This is a genomic window from Bacteroides mediterraneensis (genome assembly GCF_900128455.1).
Taxonomy (GTDB): domain Bacteria; phylum Bacteroidota; class Bacteroidia; order Bacteroidales; family Bacteroidaceae; genus Phocaeicola; species Phocaeicola mediterraneensis.
On record NZ_LT635783.1, the window covers coordinates 3,604,090 to 3,619,828 of the forward strand.

At 44.6% G+C, this 15,739-nt stretch carries 11 protein-coding genes; all 11 read right to left on the reverse strand.

The genetic code is table 11. The features are described from left to right. Positions 1–90: 90 nt before the first annotated feature. The 11 genes from BQ7480_RS15395 to tig all read right to left on the reverse strand — a co-directional run bounded on the left by BQ7480_RS15395 (position 91) and on the right by tig (position 15,722). Positions 91–1,251, reverse strand: coding sequence for a TlpA disulfide reductase family protein (locus BQ7480_RS15395; protein ID WP_072543535.1), 1,161 nt, complete (start codon positions 1,249–1,251; stop codon positions 91–93). A 98-nt stretch (positions 1,252–1,349) separates the two neighbouring features. Continuing rightward, positions 1,350–3,416, reverse strand: coding sequence for a DNA mismatch repair endonuclease MutL (gene mutL, locus BQ7480_RS15400; RefSeq protein WP_072543536.1), 2,067 nt, complete (start codon positions 3,414–3,416; stop codon positions 1,350–1,352). Further along, on the reverse strand, positions 3,413–3,709 hold the full coding sequence (locus BQ7480_RS15405; protein ID WP_072543537.1) for a hypothetical protein: 297 nt from the start codon (positions 3,707–3,709) through the stop codon (positions 3,413–3,415). The genes mutL and BQ7480_RS15405 overlap by 4 nt, the downstream gene beginning before the upstream one ends. A 3-nt stretch (positions 3,710–3,712) precedes the next feature. Continuing rightward, positions 3,713–5,446 carry an OstA-like protein gene (locus BQ7480_RS15410; RefSeq protein ID WP_235816701.1) on the reverse strand — a complete coding sequence of 578 codons (1,734 nt, stop codon included), beginning with the start codon at positions 5,444–5,446 and terminating at the stop codon, positions 3,713–3,715. Between the two features lie 15 nt (positions 5,447–5,461). After that, positions 5,462–6,820 (reverse strand): peptidylprolyl isomerase, encoded by a 1,359-nt coding sequence (locus tag BQ7480_RS15415; RefSeq protein ID WP_139255834.1) that lies wholly within the window; start codon positions 6,818–6,820, stop codon positions 5,462–5,464. A 75-nt stretch (positions 6,821–6,895) separates the two neighbouring features. Beyond that, on the reverse strand, positions 6,896–8,161 hold the full coding sequence (locus BQ7480_RS15420) for a peptidylprolyl isomerase (protein WP_072543539.1): 1,266 nt from the start codon (positions 8,159–8,161) through the stop codon (positions 6,896–6,898). Between the two features lie 126 nt (positions 8,162–8,287). After that, positions 8,288–9,763, reverse strand: coding sequence for an IMP dehydrogenase (gene guaB, locus BQ7480_RS15425; RefSeq protein ID WP_072543540.1), 1,476 nt, complete (start codon positions 9,761–9,763; stop codon positions 8,288–8,290). A gap of 173 nt (positions 9,764–9,936) precedes the next feature. Next, entirely contained in the window at positions 9,937–12,120 is a 2,184-nt protein-coding gene (gene recQ / locus BQ7480_RS15430; protein WP_072543541.1) for a DNA helicase RecQ, read from the reverse strand. Positions 12,121–12,263: 143 nt separating this feature from the next. Further along, a complete protein-coding gene (gene clpX, locus BQ7480_RS15435; RefSeq protein WP_072543542.1) occupies positions 12,264–13,514 on the reverse strand; it encodes an ATP-dependent Clp protease ATP-binding subunit ClpX in 1,251 nt (416 codons plus the stop codon). A gap of 33 nt (positions 13,515–13,547) precedes the next feature. Beyond that, complete coding sequence (gene clpP, locus BQ7480_RS15440) at positions 13,548–14,219, reverse strand: ATP-dependent Clp endopeptidase proteolytic subunit ClpP (RefSeq protein WP_022053439.1); 672 nt, start codon at positions 14,217–14,219, stop codon at positions 13,548–13,550. A gap of 156 nt (positions 14,220–14,375) precedes the next feature. Further along, entirely contained in the window at positions 14,376–15,722 is a 1,347-nt protein-coding gene (gene tig / locus BQ7480_RS15445) for a trigger factor (protein ID WP_072543543.1), read from the reverse strand. Between the last annotated feature and the right edge of the window lie 17 nt (positions 15,723–15,739).

Sequence of the window (15,739 nt, forward strand, 5' to 3'; positions counted from 1 at the left end):
AGATTTTCCTTTTTATCGATTATCTATAAAAAAAGACTCATCGGCAGGCAGATACTCCCCCAATGAGTCGCAGATAAATTATATACCAGATTATCTCATTATTTCATCCAGATATTCGTAGAACTCTCCGTCTTCCCCTACGACTCTCTTCTGGATATTTCCCTGACGGTCAATTACAATCTTAGTCGGATAACCTGATACTCCATACATCACCGCCACATCCGGTTGTCCGGCATTCCGGACGTTCACCCAAGGTATTCCATGTGCCGCCACCGCCTGTTTCCATTTTTCTTCCGTATCATTGCAATCTATGCCCACAAACACCACTTTATGTTTGTACTTGCGGTAAGCTTTTTTCATATCGGGCAATCCTTTGATACACCATCCGCACCAACTTCCCCAAAAATCCAATATCACATATTTTCCTTTCGCAGAGGAAAGTGAAAAATCGTTTCCTTGAATATCTTTCAACGTGAAATCGGGGGCAGGCATTCCTTCCTTAACCTTCTCCAACGCTTGCTGACGGGCCTTCCCTTTTTCACATTCCGACTGGATGGTCTGATACAGAGGCTGCATCACTCCGGTACGAACGTTCTCTGAAAGCATTTTCAGCAAAGAATCCACCACTTCCAGGTCCAAAGGCGTCTGTGCCAACAGGAAAACAGACAAATCTTGATTCGGATGCCGGCGAATATAGTCTGTGGAGACTTGAGTCATCGACCGTTCCCAGCCTTCGGCTGGCGCATACACCCGACGAATGGAATCTTCTGCAATCCCTTTCTGCTCCATCTCCCGACAAACGTCTCTCAGGGAATCCAGCTTGTGTTCATACACCTTTTTCTGTGTTAGGAGTTGGCTATAAGTATCATAAAAGGCATCACCACCCAGCGTATAGCCATCCAACGAACCATTTACCACTACCTTCTTGCCTGGAAGAAGTACGAAAGAAATGGCATCCATCGAGATAGCCGGAATACGTCCCTGCGCATCAGGAACCAAGGACGGTTTTTCCATAATCACCACCTGCTTCAGCACCGAATTTCCCAGCTGAAGTGCGAACTTTCCGTCTTTCAGAGGGACTGTATCTGTTACAATCTGGGGGCGGGACAACGGATTAATTGCAAACGAACGCACCAGCAACGTATCACTTTGTATGCCCGTCAATGTACCTGTCAAATTATACTGGGGAGAAGAAGTACAAGCTGCCAATAAACAACTGCACCATACTGCAAAACTTAAATATTTTTTCATCGTATTCAGATTTAATTTTTGTGCGGACAAATATACAACAAAATCCGGACTCCAATTTCTGAAATCCGGATTTTGCCAGAAAAACAAGTTCTATTATCTTATTTGAACATCTTTTCCAAGTCTTCTTCTTTCAATACCGCCAACACAGTCTTCCCGTCGGGCGTATAGTTCGGAGTAGATACGGCAAACAAGTCATCTACCAGTCTGTTCATTTCTTCATCGGTCAGAATCTGCCCCGGTACGATAGCGGCGGCTTTTGCCAAAGAAAGTGCCAGCATGCTCTGCACTTCCTCCTTCACCTTACAGCCTTTCTCAATAGCCGTATGCACCATATCCGTCACCAGCTTCTCGGGATTCAGTCCTTCGATACCCGCCGGAATCCCGTTGATGGCGTAAGTGCCTCCTCCCAGACTGCTAAGTTCAAAGCCCAATGCATTCAGGTCGTCCATAAATTCTTCCAGCACCGGAACTTCAGACGGCGAGAAATGTACCATATCCGGAAAAAGCATCCGCTGGGACGCATTTTTCCGGTTTTCTATCTGCGCCATATAGCGGTCGAAAAGAATCCGGACATGGGCCCGTTGCTGGTTGATAATCATCAATCCGGACTTTACGGAAGTCAGGATAAAGCTTCCTTTATATTGGTAATGACGCATGGAATTTTCCAGAGGAAGCCGATCTTTTTCTTCCTCTGCCACCATCGGCGAAACATTTTCCCCTTGAGGGGCCTCTTCCCATCCGGCAGGTTCAGCATACGACGGTCCGGACTCTTCTTCAGGCTGGATGTCCGACTGCCCGGAGGGATTGTGCTCCAGACCTTCAAAAAGAGGTTCCCATTCCACCCGGTTCTTATGGGCACCGAAAGAAGGCGTATAATTCCCACTCCGTCCAAAATCCGGCATCGCATCCTTACGGTTCATGGAAGAACGCACAGGAGTTTCTCTTTCACCGGAGGAAGGTCTCCATTCCGGTTCTTGCCCGAGGTCAGAAGAAATGCCTGTACCTCTTCCCGAAGCCGATGAATAGGCAGAAGGAGGTACAGCCGAGGTATTGAACGGATTGTAAGAAGGGTCGAAACTGGTAGGTGGAGGTGCCACACTATAAGGCGAATTTTCAAAGGCCGGGATATCCGGCATCCCTTCCGTATCGAAGTCGATGGAAGGTACGGCATTGAAACGGCCCAAGGTTTCCTTCACGGCTGCAGAAAGTATCTGCCATACGGCCTGCTCATTTTCAAACTTGATTTCCGTCTTGGTTGGATGAATATTCACATCGATATCCGAGGGAGCAACCTCAAAATAAATGAAATAAGAAACCTGCTCTCCCACAGGTATCAGGTTGTCGTACGCACTGGCTACAGCCTTATGGAAATAAGGATGACGCATATAACGTCCGTTCACGAAAAAGAACTGACGGGCTCCTTTCTTACGGGCAGATTCCGGACGACCGATATATCCATGGATTTTCACCATCGTAGTATTGATGTCCAAAGAAAGAAGCTCCTGATTCAGTTTCTTTCCAAACACCCCCATGATACGTTGGCGCAAAGGAATGGCCGGCAAATTCAACATTTCCGTACCGTTATGACTCAAGACGAACGAGACGTCCGGATTCACCAAGGCAATCCGTTCGAATTCGGTCACAATATTACTCAGCTCCGTCTGGTTTGATTTCAGGAATTTCCGACGAGCCGGTACATTGAAAAACAAATTCTTGACAGAAAAATCACTTCCTTGCTGGCAAGCTACCGCTTCCTGTTTTTCCACCTGAGAACCGGAAATCTGAATATAGGTCCCCAGTCCGTCTCCGTTACAGCAGGTTTTCAGTTCCACCTGTGCTACAGCCGCAATGGAAGCCAAGGCCTCACCACGGAAACCCATCGTATGAAGGGCAAACAAATCGGCAGCCTCACGGATTTTAGAAGTGGCATGACGCTCAAAAGCCATTCGGGCATCCGTTTCCGACATGCCTTTTCCATCATCAATCACCCGAATACAAGTCTTTCCCGCGTCGGTCACCAGCACTTCAATATTCTTTGCACCGGCATCTACGGCGTTTTCCACCAATTCCTTTATGACAGACGCAGGACGTTGTATCACCTCGCCGGCCGCAATTTGGTTAGCCACCGAATCGGGCAACAAACGAATTACATCTCCCGAGGTCATAATGTAAATTCTCCTGTAATCAGATAATGTAAAATATAAAGCAAGACAACAATGGCCACAAACATGACCCCATAACTCAGAGGTTTACGCCCGCTTTCCTTGCGGCGTTTCAGGTAAGTCGTTCCTTCCACGAACTTTCCGCGAATGTCTTCCGGCTTAAATTCTTTGGGAGGAAGCATTCCTAGTTCGCGCTTCGCAGTTTCTTCTATTTTCTGCAGCTTCTCCTTGCGTTCATCCACGTAAATATATTCGTGGTGATAGCCGCGAGGCTTTCTCATTGTAAACATTCCCATATTTTATTCCTCCTTCTTATTCTCAAACAAACGGGCATTCGGCAAGACTACCGGACCACGCACATTCTTCTTCAACTGGTCTTCCACCCTTTTCCCTCGCCAATTGAAAATATCGGCTTTATTCAGAGGGCGGATATAATCGAACCAGACGAAATTTTCCAGACGGTCTTTTCCGCCCGGAATCTGCGACATCGGATACAGCACACCGTTCGATTTCGGACTCATCACCATCCGTTCAATCTTCCGGTCTTGCAGATAAATTTCCAGCTTACTGGTTTCCGACACATTCATTCCAATCAATGTACTGTCGGAATCCATCGGATAATATACCACGCGTACAGAACCTATCACTTCTGTCTTGCGCATGTCTCCACCCTCGAAATAGGATTTCATCTCCTTTCCTGTCACCTGATTGTAAAGCACAGAATCGATTTGCTCGACCGAAAGTGCCTGCCCGATAATGTGCGACCAGTCAATGGTACTGTCATTCATATAGACTTTGATCACCTCACCCAAGAGCTGCTGGTTCTTATTCCAGATAATGGGATCGCGATACATGGTCAGACAGCTGTCTACCGTAGAAAACACCAATGAATCGGCCGTACCCTGCACATCCGTACGATAAAAACGGACTTTATGGAAAGCACGCATTTCGCGGAACATGGAATCCGTATTGATATGGAAAGTTTCCATCAAAAGCGTATCAGCATGCAAAAACAGACTGTCTCCCTGTGAATAGTCAATAGCTACGGCGCTATCGGTAGCAAAAGCATATCCCGTTTTCTCGTTGTAGAAGCCATACTCACCTGTCATCATATTCCGGTTGATAGTATCCGTCATCACCATCCGGCTGAATGCTTCTCCTATGCCCGTATTACGGTCATAAAAAAGCGAATCTCCGGTCAGTTGCTTGCCTTGGTTGGTCAGGACAGAACGATTGTACAAATCGGCCTTCCCAGTTACCGTATTATAAATACCTTTTTCAGAATAAATATGATTGGCATCGCTCCAGATATCTGAAGGCCCCACAATATCGGCTATCTTCGAAGCCGTGTTATAACGCAAGGTATCCGAAGTCAGTGTAAATTGCGGATTGACCAGTTTCACATTGTAATTGAATACGGATTGCTTGGTCTGCGGACTGTATTCTCCCCACTCCGAAGTCAGTACATTCTGTTCATCCATCAACGTACCCCCGTCAAAGAAATAGCCCAGATTGTACACCCGGTCATAATTCAGACTATCCGTCAGCAAGGTAGTCGTACGGTTCTCCATACGTACATTGCAGCGCATCTCCGCTATCTGAGTCAGTCCGTCATAGTACAAACGATCACCATAGAGAAACAAGGTATCCCCCTGTACCATCTTCACATTGCCAAAAGCCTCAAAGCTGCTGATTTTATCATAATAGCATGCACTGTCGCAATACATGTACACACTGTCATGACGAAACTCCACATTGCCGGTCACAATCTGGGCATCCGGATGCTGGGCATCCTTCCGCAACAAATCGGAATGCAACAAATAGACCTTGCTTTTGGCCACCGGACGTTTAGAATCTTCCTTCTTCTGTGAGGGTTTCGCCGAAGCCTGCGTTTTTTCCTGCTTTACCGGATGCTGAGGAACAGAAAGTCCTCCCTGAGCGGAAAGGCTCAGTATGGTCAAACAAAATGCTATGACCGGAAGAAGACGATGCATCCTTACGCGGCCTGATTTTTTATCTGTTTCCTGTTTCATGTGCAGGTAGTCTCATCACTGTTTAATCCATCCCGGATATTTAAAATCACATTTACGCCAAGACGGATTGATTCGTACGTATGTATTTTTCTGTTTCTCTACAATCCACTTCTGCAGTTTTTCTTCACTACGGTTGGCAGTTACAATATCTTTCAGACGCTGATAGTCTTCCGAAATTGTGGCTTTGTGTCCATCAATACGGTTTTTCAACTTGACGATAGCACACACTTCCTTACCTTTGGCATTGATCATGGTAAACGGCTGAGAAACCTCTCCAATTTGCATACCTTCTACGGTTTTGGCCACTTCCTGTGAAACCAATCCGGCCAGCTGCTGCATCTCGAAACGGGAAGTAGAAGTCTGAGGGTTGGCCAGCAAACCGTGGTTGTTACGTGTTTCCTTATCCTGGGATACCCATATAGCAGCCTCATCAAACGTCACTTTTCCTTTACGGATGTCATTTGCCAAGGTATCCAGTTTATTCAGTTCTGCTTCAATTTCCTTTTCATCCACACGGGGCTTAATCAAGATATGACGGTAGCTCACACGGTCACCACGCTTTTCAATCAGTTGGGCAATGTGATAACCATATTCTGTCTGGAATACTTTCGAAATTTTCTTGGGGTCTGTCAGGTTGAACACCACATTGGCAAATTCCGGAGTCAGCTCTCCACGCCCTGTAAAACCATATTCACCTCCACGACGGGCAGAACCCGGGTCTTCAGAATACATACGCGCCAAAGTAGAAAAGGTCGTCTCCCCCTTATTGATACGCTCCGTAAAATCACGCAATTCTTTCTTTACCCGTTCAATTTCTTCTTCCTTAATCTTAGGTTCACGTGTAATAATCTGTACTTCCACCTGTGTAGGTACAAACGGAATACTATCCTGCGGCAGACGACTGAAATAGTTTCGCACTTCTGCCGGAGTCAGTTTGATATCTCCCACAATTTTCTTCTGCATTTCCTGTACGGTCAGTCCGTCACGAATATTCTCACGCAACATCTCCCGAATCTGAGTAGAAGTCTTATTATAATATTCCTCCAGTTTTTCCTTTGAACCAATCTGTTCGGTAAGCCAAGCAATTCGTGACTCCACTTGCTGAAGCACTTCCTGATCACTGACTTCGATACTATCTATCTCTGCCTGATGAAGGAACAGTTTCTGCACAGCCAGTTCTTCCGGTATCACGCAATAAGGGTCACCATCAAAACGGCGTCCTTCATACTGGGCATTCAAACGTTCATTTTCTACATCCGATTTAAGAATGGCTTCATCGCCGACAACCCACACCACTTCGTCAATCACGTTATCTTGTGCCATCGTGGGAACTGTTCCAGTCAAGGCAAATAAGAAAGCCAAGACGCCAGTCATAATCAATTTATTCATTTTCTGTCTATTTGATTTGTTTGGTCCATTACATTACAAAGGACGAAGATACGGCATTAATTACTTTTTTCCGCTACAATTAACGGTTTTTAAAATGTCTTGGTTTATTTCAATTCTGAAACGTTGCTGCAATTCTTCCAACCGTGATTTTTCCATTGACAAACGATAATCACGCTGCACTTCAGCACGTACATCCGTAAAGTCTTCCGGACCTTTCTTCAAACGTTTTCCCAAGACAAATGTATAAGGCAAATCCGTACGAGGCGTAAAGTGTCCGCATTTAAAAGCCAGCTTATCCACATAAGGATTACTTCCTATCTGAAACAATCCAACCTCTACCTCTGCTTTCAGACTTGCATCCTCCTTCGAGAAGGCATCAATCTTCTCTTTCCATTCGTTCAAGGGAAGTTTTTTCAACTTCTTCTTCAGTTTAGAAGCAGCTTTTTTATTTAAACAATACACTACACCGCCTTTAAAATGAGGAAGTTCCCATGCATATTCCTTTTTATGAGCCTCAAAATAATCCTCCAACTCTTTATTGCCGACATTACCTGAAGGCGCCACCACATGACGTTTGTCCCAATAAGCTGCCAGCAGGCCCTCAGTGATTTGCTTCCACTCGATATTATCAGGTTCCGACTCCTCTTTTGGAATATTGGCCACCTCAGCCTTAGATGCAGGATAGTCTTCTTGCTTACAATCCAGCAGGCTAACCACATGAATACCCAACGGAGAGAAAAACGGCGCGGAAAAGTCATTTTTTTTCAGGGCGTCCAACTGCTCCGAGAATTCTTTTACCAGACAAACCTCCGGAATCCATTCCCCATCTGCATAAGGAGAAGACGCACTCGCCTCTGAAGAATAATTGCGTGCCAAGGCCTCAAAATCAGCCCCCTCTTTCAAAGCCGCATATACTGAATCCATGCGCTGCCTTGCCTGACGTTCTTGTATTGCCGACACATGCTGCGGCAACAGGATAGATATCTGACGAAATTTCACCCACTTCATGGGAACAGATTTCAGCACGCGCGACTCTCTCTCTCTACCCATCTCATTTTGCAGGACACTGCACTGCAAACGAAAATCAGGCAACGTATCCCATCCTTGCTTTTTGGCATCGGCCACTTTCAGCTTATAATACAAGAAATGCGGCAAGAAATGCTCGGTTGAAATACCATTCACCGCATGTATCCGCGCGTAATAATGTGCAAACTCCTCCACAGAAGTTGCTTCTCCGTCAATCCGAAACACAACTTCTCGCTCTTCCGCATAAGAAGTCACTCCCACACACATCAGATACAAGCATAATAATACGAGTCGACACATGGCTAACCTTAAAATTTCATCAAACAAAAAAATCATTCCAGCCGTCAGGCAAGTCTGCCTCACACAAACTTTCCTGACGTTTAGAATGATTATCTATAATATAAATAAAGTCAAAGACTGTTTTTATTATTGAGGACGGCTATAGTTCGGGGCTTCACTCGTAATAGCCACATCGTGCGGATGACTTTCCAGTACTCCGGCATTAGTGATGCGAGTGAACTTCGCATTATGCAGTTCCATAATGTTGTGTGCTCCGCAATAACCCATACCGGCACGCAGACCACCTACCAGCTGATAGATAACTTCAAACAAAGAACCTTTGTAAGGTACACGCGCAGCAATACCTTCCGGAACCAACTTCTTCACATCGGTAGTTCCACTCTGGAAGTAACGGTCTTTTGAACCATTTTCCATAGCTTCCAAAGAACCCATACCACGATAAGATTTGAACTTACGTCCATTGAAGATAATTGTGTCGCCCGGAGATTCTTCCGTACCAGCAACCAAAGAACCAATCATTACGCTATAACCACCGGCAGCCAAAGCTTTTACCACATCACCAGAATAGCGCAAACCACCATCTGCAATCAAAGGAACACCCGTTCCTTCCAAAGCTTTAGCGACATCGTACACAGCTGTCAGCTGAGGAACACCTACACCGGCTACCACACGAGTCGTACAGATGGAACCCGGACCGATACCTACTTTCACAGCATCAGCACCTGCTTCTACCAGCATCTTGGCTGCTTCACCTGTAGCCACATTACCTACCACAATATCAATATTGGGGAAGCGCTTCTTGGCCTCTCTTAATTTTTCAATGACATACATGGAATGACCATGAGCCGTATCGATGACAATGGCATCTGCACCGGCATTCACCAACGCTTCAATACGGTCGAAAGTATCGTTCGTCACACCAACACCGGCAGCCACACGCAAACGGCCTTTAGAGTCCTTGCAAGCCATCGGTTTGTCTTTTGCCTTGGTAATATCCTTATAAGTAATCAAACCTATCAGCTTACCGTCTTTGTCTACTACCGGAAGTTTCTCAATCTTGTTTTCCTGCAGAATTCTGGAAGCAGTTTCCATATCTGTTCCCGGTTCTGTAGTCACAATATTTTCTTTCGTCATCACCTCGTCGATACGCTTGTTCATGTCCTTCTCAAAACGCAAATCGCGGTTTGTCACGATACCTACCAGGTAATTTTCATCATCCACCACAGGAATACCTCCAATCTTGTATTCAGCCATCAAATCAAGTGCATCCTTTACGACTGAACCTCTTTTTATGGTTACGGGGTCGTAAATCATTCCATTTTCAGCACGCTTTACGATAGCTACCTGACGAGCCTGTTCCTGAATGGACATGTTCTTATGGATTACACCGATACCGCCTTCACGGGCAATCGCAATTGCCATCTGTGCTTCGGTAACTGTATCCATGGCAGCAGTTACAAACGGAATTTTCAACTCAATGTTGCGTGAAAACTTAGTCGTGAGTTCGACTGTTTTAGGTAATACTTCAGAATAGGCCGGAATCAACAATACATCATCGTAAGTTAATCCGTCCATTACAACTTTATCTGCAATAAATGACATAGGGCTTTATGCTTTAGATTTTATTGCGTGCAAATATACGAATTTTATTCAGAATAAAACGGACGATTAACATCTTTTTAAAAAGGAAGCTTTCGTGCGAAAAAACAATCGGCCGGTGTGAGATATTACACACCGACCGACAGCAAATATCAAAAAAAATCTTCCGTCAAAAATCAATTGGCCATTTCTGAGATAAACTTGATACGCACCAAGCGAATTTCGTCCTCCGTATAGTCGTCACCCAATTCATCCATGGCATCATCAATCTTATCGGTGGTCGATTCCTTGAAATAATCATAAATATCCTGCATGTGGTCCTCGTCCATGATTTCCTCCAGGAAATAATCAATATTCAGTTTGGTACCTGAATAAACGATGGCCTCAATCTCATCCAACAGTTCGCTGAATTCGATTCCCTTTGCCACTGCAATGTCATCCAATGCCACCTTACGGTCAATGCTCTGAATAATGGAAACCTTCAGCTTTGACTTGTTGGCCACCGTACGTACCCTCAAATCTTCCGGACGGTCGATTTCATTCTCGTCACAATGCTTTTTGATCAGTTCGCAGAATTCCTGACCATAACGTTTGGCCTTTCCGGCTCCAACTCCCGGGATATTCTGCAGCTCTTCCAGAGTCACCGGGTAAATTGTAGCCATTGCTTCAAGAGAAGGATCCTGGAATATTACGTATGGAGGAACATCCAATTTCTTCGACATCTTCTTACGCAAATCTTTCAGCATGGAATACAATACCGGATCGACCGCACAAGAAGCTCCACTCCGCATCGGAGTTTCTTCCACTTCCTCCTCATCAAAATCCGCATCTTCTACTATTTTGAATGACTTCGGCTTTTTCAGAAACTTATGTCCTTCCGGTGTCACCTTCAACAGACCGTAGTTTTCCACATCCTTTGCCAGGTAACCTGCAATGAGAGCCTGCCGAATGACTGCATTCCACAACCGTTCTTCTTCTCCCATCCCAGAGCCAAACACTTCCAAATCTTCATGCTTGTGCGCAAGTACTTCGGATGTTTCCTTACCTAACAATATATCAATTATATAATCTTGCTTAAAGTTTTCTTTTACGGCAATGATCGTTTCAATCACTGCACACAATGAATCCTGAGCCTCCACTTGTTTCTTTGGATTTAAACAGTTATCACAATTACCACAATTATCTTCCGTATATTCTTCACCAAAATAATGCAACAATATTTTCCTCCGGCACACTGAAGATTCTGCGTATGCCGCCGTTTCCTGCAATAGCTGACGTCCGATTTCCTGTTCCGAGATGGGTTTCCCCTGCATGAACTTTTCCAGTTTCTGCAAATCCTTGTTCGAATAGAACGTGATGCACTGCCCTTCGCCTCCGTCACGTCCGGCCCGACCCGTTTCCTGGTAATAGCCTTCCAGACTCTTCGGCACATCATAATGGATGACAAACCGCACATCCGGTTTGTCTATTCCCATTCCAAAGGCAATCGTAGCCACAATCACATCAATATCCTCTTTCAAAAAAGCATCCTGATTGGCATTACGGGTAGCAGAATCCATTCCTGCATGATAAGCACGCGCTTTAATGCCATTGGCCTGCAGTATTTCCGTCAGCTCTTCCACCTTCTTACGGCTCAAGCAATAAATAATACCCGACTTCCCTTCATTCTGTTTGATGAATTTGATGATATCCTTGTCCACATTCGCCGTCTTGGCACGTACCTCATAGTACAGGTTCGGACGATTGAAGGAAGATTTGAACTCTACGGCATCGGTCATCCCCAGATTCTTCTGGATATCCATTTTCACCTTTGGAGTAGCCGTTGCTGTCAAAGCAATTACCGGAGCTTTCCCGATTTCGTTGATAATCGGACGAATCCGGCGATATTCCGGACGAAAATCATGTCCCCATTCCGAGATACAATGTGCTTCATCCACCGCATAAAACGAAATCTTCACATGCCGCAGGAAATCCACATTCTCCTCTTTTGTTAAAGATTCAGGTGCCACATACAGCAATTTTGTCTTCCCGGCCAGGATATCCGATTTTACCTGATCCGTAGCCGACTTGGTCAGTGAAGAATTGATAAAATGGGCTATTCCATCCTCTTCACTAAAATTGCGCATGGCATCCACCTGATTCTTCATCAAAGCGATCAGCGGCGAAATCACAATAGCAGTTCCATCCATCAGCAAAGAAGGAAGCTGATAGCATAACGACTTTCCCCCTCCTGTAGGCATTAATACAAATGTATCCTTTCCAGATAATAAGTTCCGAATAATCGCCTCTTGGTTCCCCTTAAAAGTATCGAATCCAAAATACTTTTTGAGTGCTGCTGATAAACTGATATTTTCCGCCATTGTCCTTTGGATTTAGATGTTTGTTGATTGTAAAAATATTGTCTCCGTATGTAACAAAGTTATAAACAACTTTCCATATTACACAAATATTTCAGTGAATATTTCATCGGAAATTCTTTTTTTCTCACTAAAAATCTCTCTTTTTATGCCATTTGCAAACGAGATAGGTTAGCTTTCCCCATCTGTTGCTTGGCATAATCCAATGTTACGACAAAGCGTTCCACATGCTGTGAGGGTATTTCAAACATGACATCATTCATAATGGTCTCCACGATAGAACGCAGTCCCCGAGCTCCCAATTTATACTCGATGGCCTTGTCTACAATATATTCAAACACCTCCGGTTCAAACTCCAGCTTTACACCGTCCATTTCAAACAACTTGATATACTGTTTGATGATTGAGTTCTTGGGTTCTGTAAGAATATTACGCAAAGCCGTACGGTCCAACGGGTTCAAATAAGTGAGCACCGGCAGACGGCCAATGATTTCCGGAATCAGACCGAACGATTTCAAGTCCTGGGGAGCAATGTATTGCATCAGATTGCCCCTGTCTATTTTCACCGCCTCCTTTGCCGCACTATAACCCACCACGTTGGTGTTCAGACGCTGTGCAATCTTCCGTTCAATACCGTCGAAAGCACCTCCACAAATGAACAGGATATTCTTGGTATTGACCGGAATCATCTTCTGGTCTGGATGCTTGCGTCCCCCCTGAGGCGGCACATTCACTACGGAACCTTCCAGAAGCTTCAACAAGCCCTGCTGCACTCCCTCACCACTCACATCACGCGTAATCGACGGATTGTCTCCCTTACGGGCAATCTTATCTATCTCATCAATAAACACAATCCCTCTTTCTGCTTCTTCCACATTGTAATCGGCTACCTGAAGCAGACGGGTCAGGATACTCTCGATATCCTCTCCCACATACCCGGCTTCGGTCAGCACCGTAGCGTCTACAATCGTAAACGGCACATGAAGCAGTTTCGCAATGGTTCTTGCCAGTAAAGTTTTTCCGGTACCCGTACTTCCCACCATGATGATGTTCGACTTTTCAATCTCCACCTCATTCTTGTCTTTCGGCTGAAGCAAACGTTTGTAGTGGTTATACACTGCCACCGCCAGATAACGCTTGGCGTCATCTTGTCCGATGACATACTGGTCCAGAAAGTCCTTGATGTCCTTCGGTTTGGGAAGTTCCGACAAGTTCAATTCAGGACCTCCCTTACCCTGCTGATGCATCGCCTCCTTCACTATCTCGTGTGCCTGTTCCGCACAACTGTCGCAAATACATCCGTTGACTCCTGTAATCAGGAAGCCCACTTCATCCTCTGTGCGACCACAAAAGCTGCATCGTCTCTTCGCATTTCTTGAAGTCTTTTTATCTTCCAAAGTCTATCTAGTTTTGAATTAAATTCTCCTTAATTATAGTGAAGGCTTACGTGAAAGCACTTCATCAATCATACCATATTCCTTTGCCTCAGAAGCTGTCATCCAATAATCACGGTCAGAATCGGCCCAAACCTTGTCAAAATCCGTGTGAGAATGGTCTGCAATAATAGTGTACAATTCTTTCTTCAACTTCTGAATCTCACGAGCCGTAATCTCAATATCCGAGGCCTGTCCTTGAGCTCCTCCCATCGGCTGGTGAATCATCACGCGTGAGTGAGTCAACGCCGAACGTTTACCTTCTTTACCTGCCACCAGCAACACAGCTGCCATGGAAGCGGCCATACCGGTACAAATCGTCGCCACATCGCTACTGATGAATTGCATGGTATCATAGATGCCCAGACCGGCATATACAGAACCACCCGGAGAGTTGATGTAAATGGAAATATCCTTTCCTGAATCCACTGAATCCAGATACAACAGCTGTGCCTGCAACGTATTGGCCGTATAGTCATCAATCTGGGTGCCCAGGAAAATGATACGGTCCATCATCAGACGGGAAAACACGTCCAACTGCGTCACGTTCAACTGACGTTCTTCCAAGATATACGGATTCAAATATCCTGCCTGCGACTTAATGACGTCATCAAGCACCATACTGTTCATTCCGAGATGCTTGGTAGCATATTTTCTAAAATCATCCATCATAATTTCTAAAATTAAATGATAATAAAAGAGGCTTCTAACCTCCTTCTTCCGAAAAAACAAAAGTACAAAACACTTCCGTCTTACAGAAGAGGTCCCGTTAAAAGCCTCCTTTTTTAAACTATTTTAGCAGTCAATTCTGAATGCTAAAATGATTTATTGAAACATCTTGTTGAATTCTTCTGCAGAAACAGCCTTATGATTCAATGTAACCTGACCTTTCAGGATTTCAGAAAGTTTCGCTTCAATGACACGGTTCACCAAAGCTTCTACACTTTCACGTTTCTTCAACATTTCCTTAGAATAGTTTTCCAACAATTCATCGGGTACATTAATCATACCGTACTGGGCAAACTGAGCACGAGTAGCTTCTTTTGCCATGTTGGTGATATCAGCCTGTTCAACCTTAATGTTGTTAGCTGCCACCAGTTTTTCCTTAATCAGGTGCCAAGTCAATTCGTCCAAGCTCTTTTCGTAGTTTTCAGAAACGAATTCTTCACCTTTATCCTTGTTGTTTTCCAGCATGATACGCTTCATCAGTTCATCTGCAAACTGCAATTTACCCACTTTTTCAGCCAGATAAGTACGTACATCCAGCAAGAACTTGTAATCGCTGTCTGATTCAAACTGTTTTGCAATCACTTCCTTAATCTGAGCGCGGAATTCTTCTTCGTTGTGAGCTTTTCCTTCACCCAGAACCTGATCGAACAGTTCCTGATTCAGGTCGCCCGGAATCATACGAGTGATTTCTTCAATCTGGAAGCTGAAGTTGCCTTTGTAGTTAGCCACTTCTTCTTTCTTGATCTTCAACAGAGAAGCCAATTCTGCTTCGTTATTGTCAAAAGCAACCGACGGATTGAATACCAATACCGTGTTTACTTTCGCACCGTTGAAAATAGCTTTCTGTTCGTCGTTCTTCATGTAAGTAGGCATCATTACCGCACCTTCTACCTGAAGACCGTTTTCTTTTGTATTGCCGTTTTCGTCCAGCTCAGCCAACAAACCTTTCAGCATGTCGTTGTCCTGGTAATCTTCTACTTTGTCATATTTAGCAGTACGCTGAGTGTACATCTTCACCTGCTGGTCTACCATTTCATCCGTTACGTTGATGTCATAGTAGTCAATTGTATCATTGTTAGACAATTCCACGTTGAATTCAGGAGCCAAAGCGATGTCGAAAGAGAATTCAAAGTTTTCATCTGTTTCGAAGTTTGCGTTGTTTTCCTTCGGCAGCGGAGTACCCAACATATTTACTTTGTTGTCACGGATGTATTCGCCTACTTTTTCCTGCAACAGTTTGTCTACTTCTTCCAGCAATACAGAAGTTCCATACTGTTTCTTAATCAATCCCATAGGAACCATTCCCTTACGGAATCCCGGCATATTTACTCTCTGACGAAGCGTTTTCAGTGCTTTTTCAACCTTTTCCTGATAATCAGCTTTTTCAATCTGGACAGTAAGTACAGCACTTACATTGTCTACATTTTGCAATGAAATATTCATTTCCGACTTATTTATTT

What these genes read in the sequence shown, in the direction of transcription:
- BQ7480_RS15395 (WP_072543535.1), bottom strand. Translation starts at nt 1,251, where the DNA reads ATGAAAAAATATTTAAGTTTTGCAGTATGGTGCAGTTGTTTATTGGCA.
- mutL (WP_072543536.1), bottom strand. Translation starts at nt 3,416, where the DNA reads ATGACCTCGGGAGATGTAATTCGTTTGTTGCCCGATTCGGTGGCTAAC.
- BQ7480_RS15405 (WP_072543537.1), bottom strand. Translation starts at nt 3,709, where the DNA reads ATGGGAATGTTTACAATGAGAAAGCCTCGCGGCTATCACCACGAATAT.
- BQ7480_RS15410 (WP_235816701.1), bottom strand. Translation starts at nt 5,446, where the DNA reads ATGAAACAGGAAACAGATAAAAAATCAGGCCGCGTAAGGATGCATCGT.
- BQ7480_RS15415 (WP_139255834.1), bottom strand. Translation starts at nt 6,820, where the DNA reads ATGACTGGCGTCTTGGCTTTCTTATTTGCCTTGACTGGAACAGTTCCC.
- BQ7480_RS15420 (WP_072543539.1), bottom strand. Translation starts at nt 8,161, where the DNA reads ATGTGTCGACTCGTATTATTATGCTTGTATCTGATGTGTGTGGGAGTG.
- guaB (WP_072543540.1), bottom strand. Translation starts at nt 9,763, where the DNA reads ATGTCATTTATTGCAGATAAAGTTGTAATGGACGGATTAACTTACGAT.
- recQ (WP_072543541.1), bottom strand. Translation starts at nt 12,120, where the DNA reads ATGGCGGAAAATATCAGTTTATCAGCAGCACTCAAAAAGTATTTTGGA.
- clpP (WP_022053439.1), bottom strand. Translation starts at nt 14,219, where the DNA reads ATGGATGATTTTAGAAAATATGCTACCAAGCATCTCGGAATGAACAGT.
- tig (WP_072543543.1), bottom strand. Translation starts at nt 15,722, where the DNA reads ATGAATATTTCATTGCAAAATGTAGACAATGTAAGTGCTGTACTTACT.